The organism is Okeania sp. SIO2C2 (genome assembly GCF_010692625.1).
GTDB lineage: Bacteria > Cyanobacteriota > Cyanobacteriia > Cyanobacteriales > Microcoleaceae > Okeania > Okeania hirsuta.
In genome coordinates this window covers 1-20,144 of sequence record NZ_JAAHGM010000023.1, presented here as the reverse complement: position 1 = coordinate 20,144, position 20,144 = coordinate 1, and the positions used below count along the sequence as shown (strand labels likewise).

13 protein-coding genes and 2 pseudogenes are annotated in these 20,144 nt (G+C 34.3%); 5 read left to right on the top strand and 10 right to left on the bottom strand.

Annotation, left to right across the window (positions count from 1 at the left end):
* Positions 1-973 precede the first annotated feature (973 nt).
* Entirely contained in the window at positions 974-2,143 is a 1,170-nt protein-coding gene (locus F6K18_RS19265; protein WP_287522969.1) for a SpoIIE family protein phosphatase, read from the top strand.
* Between the two features lie 496 nt (positions 2,144-2,639).
* Entirely contained in the window at positions 2,640-3,221 is a 582-nt protein-coding gene (locus tag F6K18_RS19260) for a DJ-1/PfpI family protein (RefSeq protein WP_287277773.1), read from the top strand.
* A 696-nt stretch (positions 3,222-3,917) separates the two neighbouring features.
* On the opposite strand, the gene rpoD is transcribed toward F6K18_RS19260, so the two are convergent.
* The 10 genes from rpoD to F6K18_RS19210 form a co-directional block, all read right to left on the bottom strand.
* Positions 3,918-5,084 carry an RNA polymerase sigma factor RpoD gene (rpoD, locus tag F6K18_RS19255; protein WP_287277775.1) on the bottom strand — a complete coding sequence of 389 codons (1,167 nt, stop codon included), beginning with the start codon at positions 5,082-5,084 and terminating at the stop codon, positions 3,918-3,920.
* Between the two features lie 2,041 nt (positions 5,085-7,125).
* On the bottom strand, positions 7,126-7,713 hold the full coding sequence (locus F6K18_RS19250) for a M23 family metallopeptidase (protein WP_161564591.1): 588 nt from the start codon (positions 7,711-7,713) through the stop codon (positions 7,126-7,128).
* 1,387 nt (positions 7,714-9,100) lie between these two features.
* Entirely contained in the window at positions 9,101-9,487 is a 387-nt protein-coding gene (locus F6K18_RS19245; protein ID WP_124145686.1) for a hypothetical protein, read from the bottom strand.
* 384 nt (positions 9,488-9,871) lie between these two features.
* On the bottom strand, positions 9,872-10,858 hold the full coding sequence (secF, locus tag F6K18_RS19240; protein WP_287522966.1) for a protein translocase subunit SecF: 987 nt from the start codon (positions 10,856-10,858) through the stop codon (positions 9,872-9,874).
* 787 nt (positions 10,859-11,645) lie between these two features.
* On the bottom strand, positions 11,646-13,031 hold the full coding sequence (secD, locus tag F6K18_RS19235; protein ID WP_287522965.1) for a protein translocase subunit SecD: 1,386 nt from the start codon (positions 13,029-13,031) through the stop codon (positions 11,646-11,648).
* Positions 13,032-13,181: 150 nt separating this feature from the next.
* Positions 13,182-13,322 (bottom strand): hypothetical protein, encoded by a 141-nt coding sequence (locus tag F6K18_RS19230; protein WP_287522963.1) that lies wholly within the window; start codon positions 13,320-13,322, stop codon positions 13,182-13,184.
* A 210-nt stretch (positions 13,323-13,532) separates the two neighbouring features.
* A complete protein-coding gene (locus F6K18_RS19225) occupies positions 13,533-13,709 on the bottom strand; it encodes a hypothetical protein (protein ID WP_287277782.1) in 177 nt (58 codons plus the stop codon).
* Positions 13,710-14,236: 527 nt separating this feature from the next.
* Positions 14,237-14,365: a hypothetical protein gene (locus F6K18_RS19220; RefSeq protein ID WP_287308773.1), complete on the bottom strand. Its 129-nt coding sequence runs from the start codon at positions 14,363-14,365 to the stop codon at positions 14,237-14,239.
* Between the two features lie 62 nt (positions 14,366-14,427).
* Positions 14,428-15,411: an alpha-ketoacid dehydrogenase subunit beta gene (locus F6K18_RS19215; protein WP_287522959.1), complete on the bottom strand. Its 984-nt coding sequence runs from the start codon at positions 15,409-15,411 to the stop codon at positions 14,428-14,430.
* A gap of 161 nt (positions 15,412-15,572) precedes the next feature.
* Positions 15,573-16,403, bottom strand: coding sequence for a transposase (locus tag F6K18_RS19210; protein WP_353735114.1), 831 nt, complete (start codon positions 16,401-16,403; stop codon positions 15,573-15,575).
* Between the two features lie 844 nt (positions 16,404-17,247).
* Between F6K18_RS19210 and dnaA the strand changes: the two genes are divergently transcribed.
* From dnaA to F6K18_RS19195, 3 genes and pseudogenes are all read left to right on the top strand, one after another.
* Positions 17,248-18,612: a chromosomal replication initiator protein DnaA gene (dnaA, locus tag F6K18_RS19205; protein WP_287522956.1), complete on the top strand. Its 1,365-nt coding sequence runs from the start codon at positions 17,248-17,250 to the stop codon at positions 18,610-18,612.
* A gap of 797 nt (positions 18,613-19,409) precedes the next feature.
* Positions 19,410-20,003 (top strand): annotated as a pseudogene (locus F6K18_RS19200) (transposase); the annotation flags it as partial.
* 3 nt (positions 20,004-20,006) lie between these two features.
* Positions 20,007-20,144 (top strand): annotated as a pseudogene (locus tag F6K18_RS19195) (IS630 family transposase); the annotation flags it as partial.

Sequence of the window (20,144 nt, the reverse complement as noted above, 5' to 3'; positions counted from 1 at the left end):
GGGGTGAAAATTTCCAACTTCCTGTCGCCAAAAATATCTTCCTGTAAAAGAAGGAATAAGGAAGAGGGAAGAAGGAAGAAGGAAGAAAATTATTAATATCAAATTAACATCTAAGAAGTATCAGTATGGGTGAAAATTTCCAACTTCCTGTCGCCAAAAATATCTTCCTTTTTGTTTTTTCTTGAGGGCAAAGATTGACTTTTGACTTTCGCTATACTCACCTTATTCTTAGATGTAGCTTATGGCAATTAAAAGAAGGAATCAACAAGAAGGAATAATGAAGAAAATTATCAATATAAAATTAGCATCCAAGAAGTATCAGTAGAGATGAAAATTTCCAACTTCCTATCGCCAAAAATATCTTCCTCTTTATTTTTTATTGAGAGCAAAGATTGACTTCTGACTTCAGCTATACTCACCTTATACCAAATTCAAAAAAAGGTCGCTACAGTATTAATCTCAAAACTACTACCAACAGAATAAAGCACTGTTACAGTATTTTTTGAAAATGGTATTATTCGCTGTTAAATTTTTATCTTTATTCTCTTGAATTTTTCTTACTAACTATTTTTATACCAAGCGTAAAAAAAGAATGCTATACTTAGGTGAAACTTCAATTATTAAGTAATTAACACAGGCAAAATAACCTTTTTGATATTAGCACGCCAATTACTGTTAATTATTCTGATGTTTAGTTCTCGCCTACTCCTCCACTCCCCTACTCAAGAATGAACTATGAAAAAAGAAAATTTATATCTTTGTATGGGTTCCGCTTGTCATCAACTTTGTGATAATTTTATCAAAATAATTGGGTCTAAAACCCCACCTTTAAGGCGAAATATTTTTGGAGAGTTGCTCAAATACCCGTTACAAAAATAACTTCTGACTTCTGACTTCGTTAATGCTTTGGTGTTTCTCATTCCCTATTCCCTAAAATCTACAATATCTCACAACTCAAATAAGATTGATATAAATGGAAAATTTTTTAGATATTTACAATTTTAGCCTCAATAAAAAAGGCGAAGAATTATGTGGCGACCAAGTTAAATTCCGCAAAGCCGAAAATAAAACTATTATCGTTTTATCTGATGGCTTAGGCAGTGGCGTAAAAGCTAATATTCTAGCCACTTTAACCACAGAAATTTTGATTAATATGTTGAATACTGATGACGTTTCTTTAGAAGATGTAATTGAAACAGTCATCGGTACTTTACCTATTTGTCAAGTTAGAAAAATTGCCTATGCTACCTTTACCGTAATTCAAATTAACCCCAAAAATAATAATTTTCTAGTAATTAACTTTGATAACCCTCCCGTTTTATATTTGAAAAAAGGTAAATTATTTCAGTTAGAAAACAAAACAGAAAAAATATTAGATAAAAAAATTACTTTCTCTGAAGGCAAACTAGAAAAAGGCGATTTCTTAGGAGCTATTAGTGATGGAGTTTTGTACGCAGGTTTAGGAGTTAGTTTAAATTTTGGTTGGGGTTGGGATAATATTGCTAAATATATCGAATCTTTATTTATCAATCATACTCATACTGCGAGAAATATTGTTCAAAATGTCATTAAAAAAACTCATAATCTCTATGGAGGTAAAATTGGTGATGATGCCTCTTTCGTAGGAATTTATGTGAGAAAGAAAAATCCAGTAATGATATTTACAGGTCCGCCTCTAGATGAAAATAGAGATTTTGAATATGTCGAAAAATTATTAGGTTTTCGCGGTCGGAGAGTTGTTTGTGGTGGAACAACTGGAAATATTGTGGCAAATTTTCTGGGAGAAACTATTGAAATGGATATTACGACGATGACTAAAGAAATGCCACCCATAGGTAAATTAAGTGGAATAGATTTAGTGACTGAAGGAATTTTAACTATTTCCAAATGTACAGAGATTTTGAAAAAGTCTAATTGCGATATTGGCAGATTGCCTTCTGGGAAAAATGGTGCAGTGATGTTGGCAGAAGAAATATTAGAAGCAGATTCAATTTTATTTTTAGTAGGGCAAAAAATTAATGAATTTTATCAAAATCCTTTATTACCAAAAAATATTTCGATTCGTCGTAATTTAATAGAAGACTTAGTTCAATATTTGCGGGAAAAACAGAAAGAAGTAACTATAGAATATTGTTTAAACTAAGAAGTAATATCAAGTCTGGTAGCATCAGTATTTTCAGGTAAAGGCAAGGAATAAGGAAGAGGGAGGAAGGCTTAAAAGTCGGAAAAAAAACTTACATTTCCTCTAGATATTCACGCTTAGGTTTACACAAACAATAAGTGCTTAAGCAAAATTAATTACCTAATTTTATTCTCTGTAATTTTTACAGCATCAGCTTTTTAGCTTGAGAGTATGTGTAATTAATTTTGTATGACTACTTACCAGCGGACATGATATAATATCAATTATCAGTTATAGTTAAAACTTTTACTTGTAATTTTTTGAAGCTTCTTAGCTTTTCTAATCTTAATGCGTATAAAAATTATTTAGATTTTATATTCTCTGTTGCCTGTTGCCTTTGACAAAAATTATATATATGGCTTAAATGTTGAACACCTTATTTCACAATTTAACAATTAAGATTCATAATTGAAAAAGCTGTAATTAGTAAAATCAATAATCAAGAGGAGTTAGAAATATGGCAGCAAAAAAAATTCTGATGCTGGTAGGCGACTATGTAGAAGACTATGAAGTAATGGTACCTTTTCAAGCATTACAAATGGTCGGTCATACTGTACACGCTGTTTGCCCTGACAAAACTTCCGGTCAAAGTATCAAAACTGCTATTCACGACTTTGAAGGCGACCAGACCTATAGCGAAAAACCAGGTCACAACTTTACTTTAAATGCTACCTTCGATGACATAGACCCTAGTGAGTATGATGCTCTAGTCATTCCTGGTGGTCGCGCTCCAGAATATATTCGTCTCAATGACAAAGTTTTGAAAATATGTCACCACTTTGCCGAGAATCACAAAGCGATCGCCTCTATTTGTCATGGTTTACAAGTGCTAGCTGCTGCTGGTGTTTTAGAAGGGAAGCGTTGTACTGCTTATCCAGCTTGTAGTCCTGATGTTTTGAGGGCAGGTGGTAAATATGTAGAAGTGGCTGTAGACCAAGTAGTAGTTGATGGTAACTTAGTTACAGCTCCTGCCTGGCCTGCTCATCCCCAATGGTTAGCAGCATTTCTGCAAGTTTTGGGAACTAAGATCGAACATTAGAAAATAGTAACTATCTTATATCAAATCCGGTTAAACAGTTATAGATTGGTAGTCTTTAGGAGTCAGTCCTCAGTCCTCAGGAGTCAGCTAGGGTAGCTGTCGGTAGGAGGACCTACAGGAGGAGAGAGAATCACTTTGATGAGCGTAGTTATGAGGATTGGATATTTTTTTTATGTCCAATTCCCCCGGATTTGATATCAAACCACAGAAGAGTTTAAAACATGAAACATTCTAGTTCTGTTTAATATCCAGTCTCATTAATTAGCCATAATAAATAGCCATAATAAAAATGTTCTTCTCTTGAGAGAGAATATTTTTTCGGTGCGGAATGCTGCGCAAACAAAATTTCCATTGTTTTCTACTCCCTAGAGATGTTGTATGCAACCTCCCTGCCCCTAAATTTTTTATTGTGGTTATTCAAACAGACATTATAGTCAGATTTTTTCTTTTAGCGCTGAAAATAATATCCAATACTCTTTGAGTGATTCAACAAAAATGCTAATCACAAAACAATGATTTAGGAAAAATTACCTTTTGATAGGGTTTACCAGTTTTTCACACCCTATCAAAAGGAACAATTATATTTGATCTCTTAACAAACTAATAGTATCTAGCTGACTTCTACTACTTACAATTTCTGTAGTAACAGAACTCAGAAAACTAAGTAATAGAGAACCAACTAACTTCCTAACTTCTCTAGCGGATATATTCTTTGAGGATACTATTACGATTTGGATGTCGTAACTTCCTGAGAGCTTTTGCTTCAATTTGTCGAATCCGCTCGCGAGTTACATTAAATATTTGACCAATTTCTTCTAAAGTTTTCATCCGACCATCATCCAAACCATATCGTAAGCGTAATACATCCCTTTCCCGTGGACTTAAACTATTTAAAACACTTTCCAAATCTTCTCGTAGTAAATTTTTGGATACTTGGTCTTCAGGAGTTTCCCCATCTGACTCAATGAAATCTCCAAGTCGAGAATCTTCTTCTTTACCTATAGGAGTTTCCAGAGATATTGGCAGTTGAGCTGACTTAGCAATAAAACGCAACTTTTCGATGGTCATCTCCATGTGAGTTGCTATTTCCTCTTCTGTGGGTTTGCGACCCATTTCTTGAGAAAGAAGTTTAGTAGTTTTCTTAATCCGGGATATAGTTTCATACAGATGAACTGGTAGACGAATAGTACGAGATTGGTCTGCGATTGCTCTGGTAATAGCTTGACGAATCCACCAAGTTGCATAGGTACTAAATTTATACCCCTTTTCATGGTCAAATTTTTCTGCGGCTCGAATTAATCCCAAACTACCTTCTTGAATCAAATCTTGGAATGACAAACCTCGGTTCATGTACTTTTTAGCGATCGAAACCACTAGACGCAGGTTAGACTGTACCATCTTTTCTTTAGCTCTACGCCCAAGTATCAAGCGACGCTTAAACTTTAACAACTCCATGTCTACAGCATTTGCCCACTCACTAACTTGTGGTTCTCGATCCAAATGATACATTAGTTCTTCTCGAATTCGCTCCAATTCCAGTAAATCTGCAATTTTACGCGCTAGTTCGATTTCTTCATCAGCTCTTAATAGCCTAATTCGTCCTATTTCTTGTAGATAAAGGCGAATAGAATCTTCAGTGTAATGCTTTTTTTTGCCCGCAGTCGCAGTCTTAGTACGAGACTTAGCAACTTTACCAGACTTCAGAATGTCCTCATCAGACTGAGTATCTGTATATCCTTCTCTCTCTGTGATTAAGATGTCTAACTCATTATCTGGTTGTCTGGCTGGGGTTTGCGGAAACAATTCGCTAGGATCTAGCTCAGGCTGAATTTTGGTTTCGATTACGTTGTTAGTCTGGATCATGTCGCGTTCCTCATGCTCCTTAAATTGAAGAATAAATTACTTTACAGAAGTTTTCTGTCTATGTTAAGACAGTATAGCTAGTGACCAAACCTATATGGTTTATGTTTTGTCTTCGAAATTGGGCATTTCTCTAAGTAAGCTTTGAATAAATATTTATTTCAGGGCTTACTTTATTAATATTGAACTTTTTTTCCTCGTATTTAGAGTTCAGATTCTGGCTGGTAGTCGTGCCAACATCATTTTCATTATCCTCACTAAACTGCTTTGTAGCTCCTCTTCCGTCTCACAGGCCAATGCTCTTTTGGGGACATTCTCAACAGAATCTTCGTCATTCAAGACGATTCAAGTCTTACTTAACCTTTCTGGTGATGACAAACCTTGATCTCCTCATTGAGAAGAACCCGCATAGTTACCTTTTTTTCCCATAACTTACTTTTACGTAAGTATATAGATTCAAAATTTTTACTAGCAGACAAGTATGAACTATTCTGGAACTTTTACCTGTCTGACTATGTATTTGCGTTTAGTACGTTTCTCATCTTTTACTGAGAGCTTGAGCTAGAGTAAAAGTCTTTCTTTGTCGGATTAGAGCCATAACTCTACTTTCTAGTTGCCTGTCTGAATGTTAGTTAGTTGAATAGGAATCTACCATACTGAGAGTTTGATCGTAACCTCGCATTGTGTTTGCTATGAACAATAAATTTTTAAGCTTTAGGCTATCTAATATGTTAGTAACATAACTTAAGCTTTCAGCCTATTAACAATTAAAAGAAACTGACACAAGCAATCTCAAATTAATGTATCAGCTACTCATTATCAAAAATGACAACTATTTAGACATGAAGGGTGTACCTCATAGTTGCCCCCCTTTCTCTTCCCACTTTATGAGGTAAGAATTTAGATGAGGGTTTTCATTTCTCATCTAACAGATGAAAAATAACACGCTAACCATAAACCTTTTAATCAATCCCAGAAAGGGATGAACTATAGTTATTATTTTTTTCTATTACACCTCCTTTTTTTCTTAGCACCTACTCTTACTATTACATCTCCTATTAATCTTAGGGTTGGTTGGTAAGATTTCTAGGTGACTATTTTTATTAGTTTAATGCTAGCAATAATCTGTACATTAATTTAGCTCCGCTATTTATCATGTTGAATTTAGAGAAGTATTCATAGTTTTTTCAAACATAGGACTTAATTTTAACTATAGATAAAAATTTTGCCCAACTGCTGACTGCTAATATTTTCAAGACTTGTTGGTTCAGTATTATTACTGATTCCTATATTATGATAATTAATTTTATTCTATCTGCCATAGTTGAAGTCTAATTGGGGAAAAACTAAGTACTTTCCAGTATAACAACTTAATTCGAGCAAAAGTCACTCTTAATTATCCTCATACTTATGATTTTTTTGTAGTTACGGTCATTACAGATCGATCTTTTGTTGTTTATTCTTCTGTAATCTAACACAAATTAATTAATTATTTGAATTTTTATGTTAATTCTTACACTGTGGTGTCAATCTTTAAATAATAGCAAATTTCGATATTTGTAATTTCTTAACTGTCTGATTGTAACTTTGGAGCTGACCTGTGAGCAAAAAAACTGTCAAGGTAGACTTAATAATCTGAAAAATATCTAATTTAGAGAGTTTGCTACTGCGAATAATACTTATCTTTTACATCATTATGTACACTCAATTAGTATTATAACAGATACTCCTTATATGTAAGTTATCTCAAACTTTAGCAATTAGGGTTAAATATTTACGTTAAGATAAATTAATTTTTTGATGGTAACAGTTTAACATCAAGATTTATGAGCAAACTTTTGTAAACACAAAGTTAAGGCGAGTGAAAATAGAAAATATGAAATCAATTCATTGCCAGCGCTGAATATGAAAATAGTTAGTATTAACTGTTGATAGATGCTCTTAACTGCTAAACATAAGTAAAATAACAAACTACAATTTTTGCCAGAAATTGATATTTATTAAGATTTATTAATTTAAGTGTGACTTTCTCATATTTGCCTATTTATTCCAAATAAGAACCTTTTCTCAAAAATTTGATGTAATTTTCAACAAAAGGGCGAGTAATCTTTCTGTTAGTGATTCTTTGCCCACTATGATAGTGAATCTGAGCATGAACATGATAACCAGAAGTTCTTCCTGTAAGTCCTTGAATACCAATTGGTTGTCCTTTCTTAATTCTTGTTCCTCTTCTTGGTGGAGAACCTTGAACTAAATGACCCATCAACCAATAATAATTAGTCCCATCACACATAAGTTCAACTATCTGACCTGCACCTTGGGCAGTTGTAAAACTTCCATTTGTGCCTTGAAATCTAGTTCTAAGAATAGTTCCTTGACAGGGTGCTGGAATGGGAATTTTTAATTTACCATTTTGTTCTAGAGTAAAATCGTAAGCTCCAGGAGGACTATCGTCAATCAAATAAGGTGTATGAACTACATAAGGGAGAAACCGATCGGATTTACCATAGTATGGGGGAAACAATGGACTAATTTTCTGGAAGTGTTCTTGTACCCATTCTTGAACAATGTCAATTTTTTTTATAGTTTGCTCGAAAATTTTGACTCCTGTTTTTACGAAAGGAGCTAGCACTGTTATATAGATCAAAGATATAAAGATCAAAAAAACTAAAAAATTTTTAATACTGCCAGTATAACGATTATCTTTTGCGTGAAAGGCAAGTTGTTTAATTATCAAAAAAAATGGTAATTGAGGGTACTTTATTGAATTTTTAGATATTTTTTTATATTTTAATTTTAGCGGAAATTTTTTCAAGAAAAATTGCATAATTGAATTTTTATTATTACAATCAATTGGGAATTATAAAGACAGTACAGTTGCACAATACTAAAGATGGTTTTCAGAAAATCATCTTGATTTATCAAAAACTTATAGATTCTCCTATTACGTCTTCAGGGCAAATAGAAGTAAACTATGTACCAATAGATTAGATAGTTTTTAAACATACTATAACTGTAGAACTTAAAGAATAAATTTTACCTATTTTGTTTTTTTTAGTTTGATATAAAATTCTTCATTATGTATCTGCTAAATTCCAGACATTGAGATTAAAAAATATAAAATTTAAAATTTTTTTCTATATATATTAGCAATCCTAAATCCTATGTAAAAAATTCAAAACATACTTAATAAGTTTGAAACTTTTCCTTCTATAATTTGTTGCCTTTGTTTTCTGGATAAAAAATTGTCAGTTATATAGTAATTTCATTTGAGTTGCGTAAAAAAAATGGACGCTTTTAGGCAAAAGGCAATCATGTTAGAGGCAACAGGTAAGAAGGTTTGCCGGACTTTTTACTGTTAGTGAATAACTAACTCTTGTTTGACATCTCATTTGAAAACGCTATAGTAATTTTCATTTAGTTAGATAGGATACAGATGCTACAGTTTAAAGGTAGCTATACTTATAACTGATTTAGTTCAGTAAAAAAAAGTCAGTCTAACCTTATTACTTTTTTTCTCATCCTCCGAGTTAAATAATCAGCACTTACTTCTAGTTTCTAGTATTTTAAAATCAAAAACTGTAGTAATGCTACTACTAACTAATACCTATTTCATGTAAAGCTCACAGAATGAGGTTTTAGGTATTGTGTATTATACCAATTTAATCTGAAGTGGCATAGAACTATCAAATTTATTAACTTGTATATCTCGATCTAAAGTCAACTTTGACGAAAATAATTCTATGCAACTTCTGATGAATTTGGTATAAGGAAATAGCAAAAAATCAATTATCCAATTCTTGGACACCTCCTCATCTCTGCTCCCTACTAAAGCAGGGCTGTTTTATTCTAAACTGTGCCATTTTATGCATTGACTAAACCACGTTATTTACAGCTTTAGGAAATTTATCTTTCCCTGTCTGAAAATCAATAAATTCATTGTCAAAATCTAGAATGAAATTACCCTGCTACTCAAGAAATATATTTTTATTTAAATTATTTAAAGTCCCTAATAAGAATTAATTTGAGTTATCTTTAATTACCCACTTCCACAAAATATTAGTAGGTCCTTGAGCACTAATCTGACATACTTGTTCTTCTAAACGCTTTTGTTCTTCAGGAGATAAACCCCAAAGAATATGTCTACTTTGCCAAACTAAAACAGCAGTTGTCATACCAATACACAAACCTAAACCAAGTGTCGGTAACCTATGATAAATCAAAGCGTAACGTACAGCAATCCAAGTAAAATGCTCTGCCCACAAAGAAATTTCTCTGCGTAAACTCCAGAGACTTAGAAAACCAATACTCATCCAAAGCAACCCAACTATCAGCCATCTAACGTAGATGATTAGTCTGTAAAGTCTTTCGACTCGGACTTTTAAAACTGGATCATCTTTGTTCATTTTGAGGAAGAAATAAGCAAGAGTAAATTTTTATGATATACCAATTTAATCAAAGACTATGACAAAACTTTTTAGAAGAAATAGGGAAAAATTAAGTATTATAATTTTCAAATTATCATTTTCCTATAGTTATTTTTAAATAGGGCTTGCTGATTAAATCTCAAAGTATTTACAGATAAAAGTTTTAGCCTTTTTGGGGTCGAATTGCAGTGCGCCTGTTTCAGTCTAAAACCCTCAAAAAGGAGCGTATTTTAGGCGCATAGTTGGGCAGAAAAATTATTCTTACAATTCTTACTCCTACCTCCTCTAAGTAACCATGTCTCCTGTCTCCTGTCTCCTGTCTCCTGTCTCCTACCCTCACCCATAAGACTTTTTCAGCAAACCCTAAACAGTATTTTCTTGGTCTTCTGCTAATTGAAAATTTTCTACTATTGGGTTAGGAATAGATTTACCAATACGCTCGCGCCACCAAGCTAAAAGTGTACTAGCAATAAAAATACTAGAATAAGAACCTGCAATAAAACCAATAATTAAAGCTAAGGCAAAATACTTTAAAGTTTCACCACCAAATAGAAGAATACCCACTAACGGTAATAGAGTAGTCACAGTTGTATTAATCGATCTGGTCAAAGTTTGATTGACTGCATCATCAACAATACGATCTATTGACTCTCCTGGATAGCGCTTAATTACTTCCCTAACTCGGTCATAAATTACCACTGTATCGTTAACTGAAAATCCAATAATAGTAAGTAGAGCAACCAAGAATAAACTATCTACCTCAACACCAACTACTAAACTAATAATTGAAAAAATGCCCACCGTCACTAATATGTCATGGAATAGAGCGACAAAAGCAAATACTGCATAGTCCAACTGGAATCTAAAAGTGAGATAGACAGTAATAGAAAAGAAAGCAACTAGGAGAGCTGATATCCCAGAAGTAAAAATTTGCCGTCCCAAAGTAGGGCCAACAGTATCAATTTGTGTGGAACTTGGATCGAATTCACCAAACTCTGAACTTAAACCAGCGATTAATTGAGTTCTAGTCTCAACATCTAGAGTTTTGGTGCGTATGTCAAGAGCTTGTCTTTCTTCTCCTACAACTTGAATCTTGCTATTACCTAAATTTTGATTGCTCATAATTTCTCTAACAGCAGCAACATTAATAGCTTCATTACAACTGTTAGGCATATTGCAATCTAGTTCTAGTTGCAGGCGAGTACCACCAACAAAATCTAAACTTGGACGTAAAGGAGCTGCAATATCTGGCCTAGTCCAAGAAATGACCATAGCAATTAAACCACTAATGATGATGGCTCCTGAAATTGTCCACCATAGCGATCGCTGTTCAATAACACTGATTTTCATTTTTTACTGATTTTATAGAATAGGTGCTAGGGAATAGGGAACAATTAATAATTAATAATTAATAATTAATAATTAATAACTAGACAGTGCAAAGTTCTTGAAATAACTATTCCTAGCTAAGGCTTTCAGCGCTCTAAAGGTTAAAAACTCTTTATTCAGAGCTGTAAGTACTGTAAGGTTTTACAGTAATACTTTTAGCCTTCAATGCAAATGCAAATTTTTCTTGGGAAGAACTTTGTACTCTCCAGACTAATAATCACCTTTCCTTTAAAACGGATAGGATTTACTAATCATAAAAATTTTTCTTTATTATCCTCTTATTATCCCCTTAAAAGGCTATCCATTACCCACATCTTTCTTAACATAAAACTTGACAAAATAGACGAGTTATGTGTAAGTCTTGGATCGGCTTTTTCGGGATAAACAATGTATGGAAAAATACATTTATTTTGACAACTTCAGTAGTTTTACTTAGCTACTATGATTTTTTCCCCTTTCTCCCCTGCTCCCTGCTCCCCTTCTCCCCACAAGGGTTTCAAGACTTATGGGTAAAGGATAGCTTAAAAGAGGAGGCTTTACACCACAAATTTTCGGTAAAAGGGTTTTAGGATTGAAAAATGTCCCCGCCCAATTCTTGTACTGCTATATAACTGATTTTATAGAGGTCGGAACTGACCTCGCATCCCGATGTATTGTGATTAAAATAACGTTTACTTGAAAAAAGTGGGCTGGACTAACCATTTAAAGACAAATAAGCGTTTTGGTTAGATTTGTGGTTAGTCCTACTTCAATTTAACTCTGGGCAAAATAATTTTGGTTTGCGGAATTGGGAAAAACCGATCGCCCAAAACATTAAAGTACGACTACAAGTAACAGCAGTAAACATACTAATAGCTACACCAATTCCCAAGGTTAGAGCAAAACCTTTTACCAAACCAGTTCCTAACCAGAATAGTGCTATGCAAGCAATCAAGGTTGTGACATTACCATCTAAAATGCTGGAAAAAGCCCGATAAAAGCCAGACTCTACAGAACGATATAAAGTTTTACCAGCTCGTAACTCTTCCCTTGTCCGTTCAAAAATCAAAACATTAGCATCAACTGCCATACCAATACTCAGAATAAAACCAGCAATTCCTGGCAATGTTAAAGTCACTCCCAAGATAGCAAAACTAGCAATGGTAAACAGAGAATAAATAACTAAAGCCACATCAGCAATCATGCCAGGAAGTCGATAATAAACTACCATAAATATTAATACCAAAATTAGGCCACCAGCTCCTGCATAAACACTACGCTGAATACTATCTCGACCTAGAGTTGCGCCAACAGTTCTATTTTCCACAATTTCTACTGACACAGGCAGTGCCCCACCCCGGAGTTGTACTGCCAATTCATTTGCTTGTTCGGGTGAAAATCTACCTTGAATCACTGCATTACCACCAGTAATTCCTGTTTCTGCAAATTCAACCCCGACAGTAGGAGCGCTCAAAAGTTGGTCATCTAGGAAAATACCAATACTACGTCCAGTTCCTGCTAAATTTTTGGTAAGTTCCGCAAATTTCTGTCCTCCTTCAGAGGTAAAGCGCAAGGCCACATTCCAGTTATTAGAGCCAGGAGCTTCCGGTTCTGCTAAAGCATCTCTCAGGTCTTGGCCTTTGATGGTGGGTTCTTTGAATAGTCCGGCGATCGCTTGATTTGTTTTTTCTAGAGATTCTAAATTTTGAGCTATGGCCTCTGGGTCTTGACTATTTTTCAGTAATTCTTGCTCTACTAAACGTTGTCTTTGTAGTTGGTATTCAATTGCTAACTGCTGCTCAGTACCCTGTAATTGTTCGCGGAAGTCCAGTTGAGCGGTACCTCCTAAAACTCGTTCTGCTTGAGCTGGGTCATTTACTCCTGGTAGTTGGACAAGAATTTGGTCTTGTCCTAAAGATTGAACTACTGATTCTGATACACCTAGAGCATTGACTCGATTTTCTACAATTTTTAGTACTCCTTCCATGACTCGTTCGTCGATAGTGGGAACTTCTTCAGAGGTTTGTAGTTGAATAGTAAGTTGTGACCCACCTCGAAGGTCTAGTCCCAGTCGAATTGGAATTTGATTCAATACTGTTACTGATGCTATTACTAGAACCAGAATTAAGGCTATATATGAATTTTGTCTGCGCATGATTTGACTAGTTGAAATCAGTATTTTGATAACTTAGGACTTAGGCAAAAAAACTACTTGTGGTGAGCAAAAACTATAACGTTATAGTTATAGATACATAGTCTATATATCTCAAAAATGCGTAAGTCTTGTAAATATTATTTTATTTTTTTATCTAATGGGTAAAACACCGCCACTTAGTTTTATGGCCCAGTCCTGTGCTTGTTCGGCCGTCAATCTAACTGGAATTACGGCCTGTTCGCTCATAATGCCTGTTTCTGCAAATTCAACAGCAACAGTTGGGGCGCTCAATAATTGGTTATTGAGAAAAATACTGATACTACGTCCAGTTCCGGCCAGATTTTTGGTCAGTTAGGCAAACTTTGTTGCCGCTTCTGGTGTAAAACGGACAAGTATATTCCAATTATCTTCACTGGGGACTGGTTCTAGTACGGTGCCTCCGATGTGTTGGTTGTTAATGATGGGTGGTTTGAAAGGTTTTTAGTGATGGCCTCTTCATCTTCACTGTTTCTCAATAGCTCTTGCTTTGCTAATAGGTGTCTTTGCAGTTGATATTCTATTGCTAGTCCCTCCACCTGTGAGGTCTAATCCCAAACGAATTAGAATCTGAGTTAATACTGTTACTGATGCTGTGACTAGAACTAGAACTAAGGCTATATATGAATTTTGTCTGCGCATAATTTAATTAACTAAAACCAGTATATCTAGATGATTTAAAGCAGAACTCAGGAGACACCAATTAGCTTGTAGATAGGGCAGATGAGAGTGGGAAATTAGACCCCATAAGGCTTAAGGCCAGGAGCCTACTCCTCAGACCAAAGCAAACAAAATCTCCTAACTTCTAACTTCTAACTTCTGACTCTTCGACGTTTGCCCAGCGTCTCCACTAGGACAAAGTTGTTAATATTTTACTTTTCTGTATACTGAGCTTTTTTAGAAAGCTTTTATTGACTAAATATCAATATCCGATGGTTCTGAACAAATATTTATCAAGTCAATTCAATTTCAATATAGGTCAATTATTTTTTACCTATAATATTAATACTGAGAAATCAATTTTTCCAGAAATTTATCTTAGCTTGAAATAGATATTAATTATATAATTTTTCATTTTCATTAATTACAGAATAGAGAATTAAGCAATCTTGAAACAGGGCAATATCAAGAAAAATAAAAAACTGACTCCTGAGTACTTTTCCTACTAACTAATTACTATCTTTAAATAGACAAGATAATTTAGATACAGATGCTCCTAGAGGAACATCTATATCCATATCCACAACAAAAAATTGACAACTAATTAAAGGCAGAAGTAGAACTAAGATTTGCAGCAATTTCACCTTATAGTTAATTTAAGTCAAAAAAGTTCATCAGTTTTCTTGCTTATTCCTTCAATTTAAACTTGCATTGCTACCATTTTTTGTACTGCTTCAACAATCTGCTCTGGTTGTACAATTGTCAATCCTTCTAGTGTACCATTATAAGGTGTCGGAATATCTTGTGAAGATAAACGTAGAACTGGTGCATCTAGTTCATCAAATAACCTCTCATTAATTGAGGCAATTAACTCAGCACCAATACCACCTGTTTTCATACACTCTTCCACAATAATTACCCGGTGAGTTTTCCGAATAGAAGCACCAATAGTTTCAAAATCTAGAGGTTTGAGGGATATTAAGTCTATTACCTCTGGGTCATAACCCTGCTTTTCCAAACTTTTTACTGCTTGGGTGACGTGGTGACGCATCCGAGAGTAGGTCAAAATAGTTACATCTTTTCCTGTCCGTACCACTTCCGCTTTGTCTATAGGTAACAAATATTCCTCTTCTGGCAAGTCTTCCTTCAGATTGTAAAGGAGGACGTGCTCAAAAAATAAGACCGGATTATCATCACGGATAGCTGCTTTGAGTAAACCTTTAGCATTGTAGGGGGTTGAGCAAGCTACTATTTTCAGACCAGGAACAGCTTGAAAGTATGCTTCTAATCTTTGGGAATGCTCTGCACCTAACTGGCGACCTACACCACCAGGGCCACGAATAACTAATGGTATTTTGAAATTACCACCAGAGGTATAGCGCAACATTCCAGCATTATTAGAAATTTGGTTGAAGGCTAATAGTAAAAAGCCCATATTCATGCCTTCAATAATGGGTCTTAACCCAGTTAGAGCTGAGCCTATGGCCATTCCTGTGAAGCTATTTTCTGCAATGGGAGTATCAAGGACACGTAGTTCCCCATATTTTGCATAAAGGTCTTTGGTAACTTTGTACGAGCCTCCATATTGACCCACATCTTCACCAAGAACATATACAGTCTGGTCACGGGTCATTTCTTCATCAATGGCTGCACGGAGAGCATTAAATAATAAAGTTTGTGCCATCTAAGGGTTTGATTATATGAATGTTAGCTAACAGTTCCCACACTAATCTCACAATCAGAAATGGGCTTCTCATTGACTTGACCTAATTGGTTAGGACACAGCTTGACACTCTCACCGTAAATAAGTGCGATTATAACGGGAGATTCTTGTATCACAGATTCTTAACTAGATAACAAATCAAACAAGTTGAATTGCACCCCCGTCAGACCATCTCCACAAGCTTTTTCTTCAACCGTGTGTCCCACGGCTATTAATCCTCTGTTTCTGATTACTTTTGCAGCAGCTACATCACAATTAGTTTGATATCCGCAACTGCTACAAATATGTTTTCTATCAGAGAGTTTTTTCTTTTCAATCTGCCCACACTTAGGACATTCTTGAGATGTGTAATTTTTATCAACTTTTGCGTAATACTTATTGCCTACTGGATTATCTGGTACTGACTCTGATGAAGCAAAAGTAATCATCAAATAATAACCACTAGTTTTTTTGACTATTCTAGCTTGTTTAGCTACCATTCCTTCAGGGTAAGGTCTGCTTTGCCTTAATTTAATCCACCCCAGTTGAGGTAAGTTGAATCTACTGCAACCTAAACAATTTTTCAGCATAGCAGGAAAAACAAAGCTTCTCATCCTTTTCTTGAATCTAGGGAAGCCTTTACCTAAACTTTTCATCTGAGAAAATCCCCGTTCTAAAGTCTTCAGAGTTTGCTGTAAAACTTGAGTATTAACTGACTTTAATTTAGGATTAGTCTTCTTAGCTATTGTTAGGCTTTTAGCCTGATTATGATAGTTAGGATAAGGGGCATTAGCAGGTATAATATATTCAGTTAGGATGGAGCAACTACTGACTGGTGACTTTCTTGAAACACACCAGTCTTTACGCTCTCTCAAAGCATAATTGTACAAACTCTTACAAACACCAAGAATATGATTAATATCTATTTCCTGCTGTCTAGTTGGCTTAAGTTTGTACTGGTAAGTTAAAGTCATCAAAGGTTGAAAATTAAACGTTAATAATTATATCATAACTGAGACTGGATTGATTAGCCCTCGGCTCTAATTTGTGGATTGAAATTCATTAGGGGCTGTCTGCGTGGGAAACCCAGGCAGTTTCTACGCCTCGTCTCACTGCTAAATCTCGCGATTATAGCAGGAGTCCTCTTTCAATATTTCCGATAGAGCTTTGTCGATCAAATTCTTCTCTAGCAAGTAAGCCCACTTTCAGTGTCGGGTTTTTGAGTTAGTTAGATGCTAATATTAACCTTTTACTAGATTGTCTGAGCAGCTTTAATTGCTAATTTTACTATATTAATTTGATCCGGTTTTAATTTATTCTCATTCCTATACTTCATTAACTAACTTATTTGATCATTCTCAGTCCCAAATTTTGATTTACTAATTTATCCTCCCTACCCTTCTTTCTGCTTGTAGGTAGTAGCTTGTAGGTGTAGCACACCGCAGTTAAAAATTGGGTTATTAACCCCACAACTCACGCGCATTGTCTACAACTTTAGTTAGGGTTAATCAGAAGGTGTTAGGTTTTAGTAGCACGGTAAGCTTTTTTCACCACCTACGACCTACGACCTACAATCTACGACCTTCTTTAAATATTTAATTAATTTTTATTTGTATTCATATAAAAAGAGGTTAGCAGTAGACATAGGCGTGAAAAAGATATAGACTTTTTGCACATAGCAAGCAACAGGCAACAGCTCCGGAAAGCAACAGGGAATAGATTTTTAGGAAAAAGGTACGAAAAATGATTTAGGGAACTGACTTTTACAACTCTAGCTGATGTTAAATAAAGGGTAAGTTTATTTTCTGGAGATGTCTAGTGGAAATTTCTCTTGATAATTTGTGGAACCAAGTTTTAGAAAGATTACAATTACAATTAAGCCGACCTACTTTTGAAACATGGATTAAAACAGCCAATGCCCAACAACTAGAAAATAACTGTTTGGTAATTTGTACACCTAACCCTTTTGCTCGAAATTGGTTACAGAAATACTATATAAAAACTATTGCTGATGTTGTACATGATATTCTCGGTCATCCTGTAGAAATTTACCTAACTACAGTGGGAGAAAGTATGAGTAAAGATAATTCAGAACCTATATGGTCGGAAAAGAAGGTTGCCGATCTTTCAGAAAGTTTATCTAGTCAAAAGCCTAAACCAGCAAATCTAAATCCGAAATATATGTTTTCTAGGTTTGTTGTGGGTCCGAATAATCGTATGGCTCATGCAGCTTCTTTAGCAGTAGCAGAATCTCCAGGAAGAGAGTTTAATCCTTTGTTTTTATGTGGTGGAGTAGGTTTAGGAAAAACTCATTTAATGCAAGCTATAGGTCATTATCGTTTGGATATTTTTTCTGATTCTCAAATATTTTATGTTTCTACGGAAAAGTTTACTAATGATTTAATTGCTGCTATTCGTAAAGATAGCCTCCAAAGTTTTAGAGAACATTATCGAACCGCCGATGTTTTGTTGGTAGATGATATTCAATTTATTGAGGGCAAAGAATATACTCAAGAAGAGTTTTTTCATACTTTTAATACTTTGCATGAAGCTGGTAAACAAGTAGTTTTAGCTTCTGATAGACCTCCTAATCAAATTCCTAGTTTACAAGAACGTCTTTGCTCTCGGTTTTCTATGGGATTAATTGCTGATATTCAAGCTCCCGATCTGGAAACTAGGATGGCAATTTTACTGAAAAAGTCTGAGTATGAAAATATGGTTTTGCCTAGGGATGTAATAGAGTATATCGCCTCTAGATATCCTTCAAATATTCGGGAGTTGGAAGGTGCTTTGACCAGGGTTGTTACTTATATTTCTATTTCAGGTTTGCCGATGACTGTAGAGAATGTCGCACCTATTTTAAATCCACAAAATGAAAAATTAGAGGCATCTCCAGAAGCAGTTATTAAGGCTGTTTCAGAAGTTTTTAATGTGTCTATAGAAGATTTAAAAGGAAGTTCTAGAAAACGAGAAATTACTTTGGCCAGACAAGTTGGAATGTTTTTGATGCGACAACATACTGATTTAAGTCTGCCAAAAATTGGGGAGGTTTTTGGTGGAAAGGACCATACAACTGTTATATATAGTTGCGATAAGATTGCCCAGCTACAAAAGAATGATTTAAACTTAGGCCAAACTCTCAGGCAGTTGAGCGATCGGATTAATTTTTCTAGTCGTCATTAAAGATTGTTTCTAATGTTAATGTAAAAAAATGAATCGGGAGTTAGTACTCAGGGATTGGGAAAAATGATTTTCTATTTATACTGGAATCAAGGTTTTTCTTAACTACTTAAAAAAATTAATGGAGCAGTATTTTTTTAAACTGATATATAGCATTCCTAAATAGGTCGTAATAGATATAATAGTAATAATAACATCTCCACTTAAAAGAAAAAAAATGAATATTCTAGATGAACTAGATGATTTTATCAATCAAACCTCATGGGGTGACAAGCAAGCTGGAAGATAGATATATCAAGGAATTTACAGGTTCAACTGAATAATAGTTCAAGTCAAATGTCAAGCTTATTGAGAATAAGGGGTAGTTGGTGAACGCTTCGCGTTCACCAACTACCCCCCCATCCTGAGTTGATCATTTATTCAATTAAGACTTTAAATGTTCTTAAAAATATGATAAAAAAGGGTTGATAATTCAACAGAAAAAACAAATATAAATGAACATATTAGGTGATTATCAGCAGCAGATAAAGGAGAAGTTAAGCCCATCTCAATTTGAAACATTGAAAATATTATTGTATTTAATATCAGTGCATAAAATCGTACAAATATCCAAATTATCAGCTTACTTTCCCCTACCAATTCAATCTGAAAGTCGCCGAAAACACATACAACGATTTTTAACATTAAAACAATTAAGTTTACCTATATTTTGGTTTCCTTTAGTCAAAATTATGATAGATACACTGCTTTGATCTCCATCAGAATTGGTGTTAGTTTTAGATAGAACCCAGTGACAGAATATCAATATCTTCATGATTAGTTTAGTGTGGAAAAAAAGAGCATTACCTATCTATTGGAAGATTTTAAGTCACAAAGGTGCAAGTAATTTAACAGAGCAACAAGCCATAATTCGCCCTGTGTTAAGATTGCTGAAGAAATATCAATTAATTTTAGTAGGAGATAGAGAGTTCCATGGTATACATCTATCATGTTGGTTGAAAAATTATCGTCAAAAACATCTATACTTTGCATTTCGGCAAAGAAAAACAACCCAAATCAAACGTGGTAGTAAATATTGTCAATTACAGCAATTAAAAGTAAATGTCGGCTCAAAAAAATTATTATTAAATCAAAAAGTCACCAAAATCAAGCAAGTGGGAATCCGCAATTTATTGATATATAAAAAACGCCAAATCAAACAGAAAAATATATTAGAAACCTGGTACATTATTAGTAATTTATCATCATCAGATAAAATTCATAAAGTATATAGTCAAAGAATAGGAATTGAGGCCATTTTCAAAGACTGTAAAACTGGAGGTTACAATCTTGAAGGCACAAAGGCCAATGAAATTAGGTTAAATAATTTGATTTTACTGATAGCTATTTCTTACACAATTAGTTCATTAGAAAAAGAGCAAATAATTGAGTGGTTAAGGGCACAATATTATCTCAGATTATCAGATTTACAAAACTATTTACAGAAGCAATATAATGTAGTTTTTGAATCTAATCAAAGTTATTATAATTTACTT